This window comes from Pontibacter rugosus (genome assembly GCF_042678745.1).
Lineage (GTDB): Bacteria > Bacteroidota > Bacteroidia > Cytophagales > Hymenobacteraceae > Pontibacter > Pontibacter rugosus.
Map to the genome: position 1 here is coordinate 1 of NZ_JBHTLD010000283.1, position 5143 is coordinate 5143.

The 5143-nt window shown below is 46.1% G+C and carries 5 protein-coding genes; 4 read left to right on the forward strand and 1 reads right to left on the reverse strand.

Annotated features, from left to right (window positions below; translation table 11 throughout):
- Nucleotides 1-188: 188 nt before the first annotated feature.
- The 4 genes from hisG (at nucleotide 189) to hisB (ending at nucleotide 4561) form a co-directional block, all read left to right on the forward strand.
- A complete protein-coding gene (hisG, locus tag ACFQ2O_RS19840) occupies nucleotides 189-1040 on the forward strand; it encodes an ATP phosphoribosyltransferase (protein WP_377532142.1) in 852 nt (283 codons plus the stop codon).
- A gap of 4 nt (nucleotides 1041-1044) precedes the next feature.
- Nucleotides 1045-2334, forward strand: coding sequence for a histidinol dehydrogenase (gene hisD / locus ACFQ2O_RS19845; protein WP_377532145.1), 1290 nt, complete (start codon nucleotides 1045-1047; stop codon nucleotides 2332-2334).
- Nucleotides 2327-3382 carry a histidinol-phosphate transaminase gene (gene hisC / locus ACFQ2O_RS19850; RefSeq protein WP_377532148.1) on the forward strand — a complete coding sequence of 352 codons (1056 nt, stop codon included), beginning with the start codon at nucleotides 2327-2329 and terminating at the stop codon, nucleotides 3380-3382. Before hisD ends, hisC begins: the two co-directional genes overlap by 8 nt.
- A gap of 75 nt (nucleotides 3383-3457) precedes the next feature.
- On the forward strand, nucleotides 3458-4561 hold the full coding sequence (gene hisB / locus ACFQ2O_RS19855; RefSeq protein ID WP_377532151.1) for a bifunctional histidinol-phosphatase/imidazoleglycerol-phosphate dehydratase HisB: 1104 nt from the start codon (nucleotides 3458-3460) through the stop codon (nucleotides 4559-4561).
- A gap of 71 nt (nucleotides 4562-4632) precedes the next feature.
- Here hisB and ACFQ2O_RS19860 read toward each other — a convergent pair whose 3' ends face one another.
- Entirely contained in the window at nucleotides 4633-5040 is a 408-nt protein-coding gene (locus ACFQ2O_RS19860; RefSeq protein ID WP_377532154.1) for a hypothetical protein, read from the reverse strand.
- Nucleotides 5041-5143: the final 103 nt, after the last annotated feature.

A 5143-nucleotide genomic window follows, 5' to 3' on the forward strand; every position in this document is an offset into this window, starting at 1 on the left:
CTTCCAACTTGGGCAGCACCTGTTGCCCCGGCTGCGCATGTACATTTCCATCATATCCACCATTCCTCGTAAGAGGAATCACTACAACTATATTGCCCCCGCTGGGCGTTGGCCCAATTTATACTTCGCTGAGAGCTAAGTGTAACATCATTTCCTTTTTTTTGATATTTTCATCTTATACAATACGTATGCTTCGATTAGCAATACAGAAATCCGGCAGGTTGAGCGAAGACTCCCTGAACCTGATTCGTGAATGTGGTATTTCCTTTATCAGCAGTTCTTTAAAATTAAAAACCGAGTGCACTAACTTTCCGCTCGAGATCTTATTTCTACGCGACGATGACATTCCGGGCTATGTGGCTGATGGTGTAGCTGATATAGGTATAGTGGGCGAAAATGTACTTGTAGAAGAAGGCAAGCAGGAGCTCACCGTTGAAAAACTAGGGTTTTCAAAATGCCGTCTGTCGTTAGCTGTTCCTAAAAGCGTTGAGTATAACTCTATTCAAGACTTAAACGGCAAAAACATTGCTACATCCTATCCAAACCTGTTGCAGGCATACTTGCAAGAGCAGGGTGTGCAGGCACATATTCATACTATAAGCGGCTCGGTAGAGATCGCGCCGAGTATAGGCTTGGCAGAAGCTATCTGTGATATCGTAAGCTCAGGCAGTACACTTATTAGCAACGGACTGAAAGAGGTGGAACGGGTATTTAAGTCTGAGGCTGCTTTGATTGCAACAAAAGACCTTTCGCAGGAGAAGCGTGAGATACTGGAAAAGCTATTGTTCAGAATCCATGCGGTGCAGCGCGCCCGTAAGGCCAAGTATATTCTCTTGAACGCTCCAAATGATAAAATAGAAGAAATCAGTGATCTTTTGCCAAGTGTGAAGGCGCCAACGGTACTGCCACTGGCTGAAGAAGGCTGGAGCTCTTTACACTCCGTTGTAAATGAAGATGATTTCTGGGAGATCATTGAGAAGATTAAGGATGCGGGAGCACAGGGTATTCTTGTGGTGCCAATTGAAAAAATGATTATCTAGCGCCATGCTGAAAATACTTAATCCGGCTAAGGATACATGGGCTGAGCTGGTAAAGCGGCCTACAAAAAACCTGGAAGAACTGGAGCCGGGCATACAGGCAACTTTTGACCTGGTAAAGGAGCAGGGGGATGATGCGCTCCTGCAGTTAGCTGAAAAGTTTGATGGGGTACAGCTACAAAGTCTTTTGGTAACAGAGCAGGAAATTGCTGCTGCTGAGCTTAAGGTGCCACAAGAGCTGAAAGAGGCTATATTGCAAGCTTACAGTAATATACAGTTATTTCATACCCAGCAGGCAGAGCCGGTGAAGCAGGTAGAGACTATGCTCGGCGTTACCTGCTGGCGCAAAAGCATTCCGATTGAAAAGGTGGGCCTTTACATTCCGGGTGGCACAGCTCCACTTTTCTCTACCTTGCTGATGCTGGGAGTGCCTGCGCGTATAGCTGGCTGCAAAGAGCTGGTACTCTGTACGCCTCCATCCAAAGACGGAAACATTCACCCTGCCATACTTTATACGGCATCTTTACTTGGGGTAACGCGCATCATCAAAGCAGGTGGCGCTCAGGCTATAGCGGCTATGGCTTTTGGTACGGAGAGTGTACCGGCAGTCTATAAGATTTTTGGCCCAGGCAACCAATATGTAACCGTGGCAAAGCAGCTGGTAAGCAAAGCCGGTGTCGCCATCGATTTGCCTGCTGGTCCGTCAGAAGTATTGGTGATGGCAGATGAAACGGCAAACCCTGCTTTTGTGGCCGCTGATCTGCTTTCACAGGCAGAGCACGGCGCAGACTCGCAGGTGGTGCTGTTAACAACTTCTGAAAATGTATTGCAAAAAGTAGAGCAGGAGTTGCAGGCACAGCTTGAAGTGTTGCCTCGTAAGGAATTTGCAGCGAAGGCTTTAAGCAACAGTCTTGGTGTTGTGCTGCAGAGCCTGGATGAAATGCTTGATTTCTCTAATTTATATGCACCGGAGCACCTTATACTTTCTGTGTCTAACTTCGAAGAGTTTCTGGATGGGATAACCAACGCGGGTTCTGTTTTCCTGGGTCACTTCACCCCGGAGGCTGCTGGAGATTATGCTTCAGGTACAAACCATACTTTGCCTACCAATGGGTATGCCCGCGCCTATAGTGGAGTATCTCTGGATAGTTTTGTCAAGAAAGTCACTTTCCAGTACATCACCCGCGAAGGGCTGCAGAACATCGGCAAAACCATTGAAACAATGGCCGAGGCCGAAGGGTTGGAAGCTCACAAAAATGCCGTAAGTATACGCCTTAAAGAACTGGACCGTGTTTAACCTGAACGATATTATCCGTCCGAACGTGCTGAAGATGAAAGCTTATTCATCGGCCCGTGACGAGTTTAAAGGAGCTGCCAGCGTGTTTCTGGACGCCAACGAAAATAGCCTCGGCAGTTTGGCCGGAGAAAACTATAACCGTTACCCTGACCCACAACAGAAAAAGCTAAAGCAGCGGATTGCGGAGATAAAAGGAGTAAAGCCGGAGCAAATCTTTCTAGGCAACGGCTCTGACGAAGCCATCGATTTGCTGTTTCGGATGGTGTGCCGCCCAGGCCATGACAGTATGCTGCACCTGCCGCCAACCTATGGCATGTATGAAGTGTCGGCTAATCTGAATGAGGTGGAAATGCAGGCGGTACAGCTAACGGCGGATTTCCAGATTCCGGTGGAGGAGGTGCTGCTAAGTATAAAGCCTGAAACGAAGCTTATATTCATCTGCTCGCCCAACAACCCAACGGGTAACCTGATAGAGCCGGAAAGTATAGAGGATATTCTGCTCGGTTTTAAAGGACTTGTAGTGGTAGATGAAGCATATATTGACTTTTCTGCCCAACCAAGCTGGACAACCCGGCTGCAGGAATTCTCGAACCTGGTGGTGCTACAGACTTTCTCTAAAGCCTGGGGAATGGCCGCTTTGCGTTTAGGCCTTGCCTTTGCATCCGAAGAGGTTATTGCTGTCATGAACAAAATAAAGCCGCCTTACAACATTAACCAAGCCACGCAAGTGCTGGCTCAGCAGGCATTGGAGCGCGAAGAGGCGCTGCGCGATATGGTGGAAGAGACAGTGCAAGAGCGTGAATTGCTGCTTCATGCACTGCCAAGTTTGCCAACTGTAGAACATGTTTATCCTTCTGATGCCAATTTTATACTTGTTAAAGTAAAAGATGCGAATGGTCTTTATAACTATTTATTAGATAAAGGTATAGTAGTTAGGAATAGATCAAGTTTGGCAGGTTGCGAAGGTTGTTTGCGTATTTCTATAGGCACACTAGAAGAGAACCAGAAGCTTTTGCAGGCAATAGCTGAGTTTGGGACAAAAGATTAAAGACACAGGACACAAGACAATTAAATATCATAAGGAAAGTCTTATGGCTAACGTCTTGTGACTAATTTTAAACACATGAAAAAAGCACTTTTTATAGATCGTGACGGCACCATACTGGAAGAGCCGAAAACCGATTTCCAGGTAGACTCTTTGGAGAAATTTGCCTTTATACCTAAATCTATCAGCAACATGGCCCGCATCTTTAAAGAGCTGGATTATGAGTTTGTGATGGTGACGAACCAGGATGGCTTGGGGACAGCTTCTTACCCGGAGGATACTTTTTGGCCTTACCAGAATAAAATGCTGGAGGTGCTGGAGTCGGAGGGAATTACATTTGATGACATCCTGATAGACCGTAGCTTTGAGCACGAGGGGCTGGAAACACGCAAACCAGGTATAGGTATGATGAAAAAGTACCTTACCGGCGAGTATGATCTGGCAAACAGCTTCGTGATCGGCGATCGCCTTACGGATGTGAAACTGGCGCAGAATTTAGGAGCCAAAGCGATCTTTATAGGGGAGACTCAGGCCGAGGGAGCAGCCTTAAGCACCACCGATTGGGATGCTATTTATACTTTCCTGAAGGGGCAACGCACTTCCCGTACTGCCAGTATTCGCCGCAGCACCTCTGAGACAGACATTCAGGTAGATCTGAACCTGGATGGCAGCGGTAAAATGAGCATCAAAACCGGCCTTGGCTTTTTCGATCACATGCTGGAGCAGGTAGCCAAACATGCCAAGATAGACCTTGCCATACAGGTTAAAGGCGATTTGCACATAGATGAGCATCATACCATAGAAGACACAGGCCTTGCCCTAGGAGAGGCTTTTCTGGAGGCTTTAGGCGATAAGCGTGGTATCAGCCGCTACGGCTTTTTTATACTTCCGATGGATGAAACGCTGGCACAGGTAGCCATCGACTTCAGCGGCAGGCCCTGGGCAGTGTGGGAGGCGGAGTATGAACGAGAGAAAGTGGGTGACATGCCGACAGAAATGTTCTTCCACTTCTTCAAGTCATTTTCTGATACCGCTAAGGCCAATATCAATGTGAAGGTAGAAGGACAGAATGAGCATCATAAAATTGAAGCTACCTTTAAGGCCTTTGCCCGAGCTATCCGTATGGCAGTAGAAAGAGATTTGAATGATGACGCTATTCCTAGCACCAAAGGAATTTTGTAAGTAGCATCAACAGCTATAAATCAAAAGAGAGCGACAAACATGTCGCTCTCTTTTGATTTATAGCTTATTCTTTAGTTTATTCTGAGCCAATCCATTGCTGCTTCTATTGAATCAAATGTTTCAACGTGTTCACTATCATCCATGTGTCGCAACGATTTATCTGTAGAGAGACGGCTAAGCGTGCTGGGGGAATAAACCCATGCAAAACAGGTCATGCCGGCTTTACGCATACGTGGCATCCAGTCTTCACCTACCCATTTGGATGCACCTGACCATATACCTTCTACATTCGTGTTATCGTTTAGGATTCTAAAACACTGTCTTTCCTCCATCAACTGAAGGATTTTCTCACATCCGGCTGTTACAGTATCGAAGTTAACATAGCCGCGCCAGTTAACATAGATCCATTCATCGTCATGGTTGTGTTCTATTACAATATAGGTTTCTCTGTAAAGAAGTTCGTTACGAGATACTTTCATATTACTAATCTATTGGAGCAGTAGACGCAAATTTAAACAGACATGACTCCTTAAAACAAGCCAAAGACGCTATTTAAAAAAATATCTTCTGTTGTAATGATAT

Excerpts from the sequence above, each read along its gene's own strand:
- ACFQ2O_RS19860 (WP_377532154.1), bottom strand. The coding sequence starts at position 5,040 with ATGAAAGTATCTCGTAACGAACTTCTTTACAGAGAAACCTATATTGTA.
- hisD (WP_377532145.1), top strand. The coding sequence starts at position 1,045 with ATGCTGAAAATACTTAATCCGGCTAAGGATACATGGGCTGAGCTGGTA.
- hisB (WP_377532151.1), top strand. The coding sequence starts at position 3,458 with ATGAAAAAAGCACTTTTTATAGATCGTGACGGCACCATACTGGAAGAG.
- hisG (WP_377532142.1), top strand. The coding sequence starts at position 189 with ATGCTTCGATTAGCAATACAGAAATCCGGCAGGTTGAGCGAAGACTCC.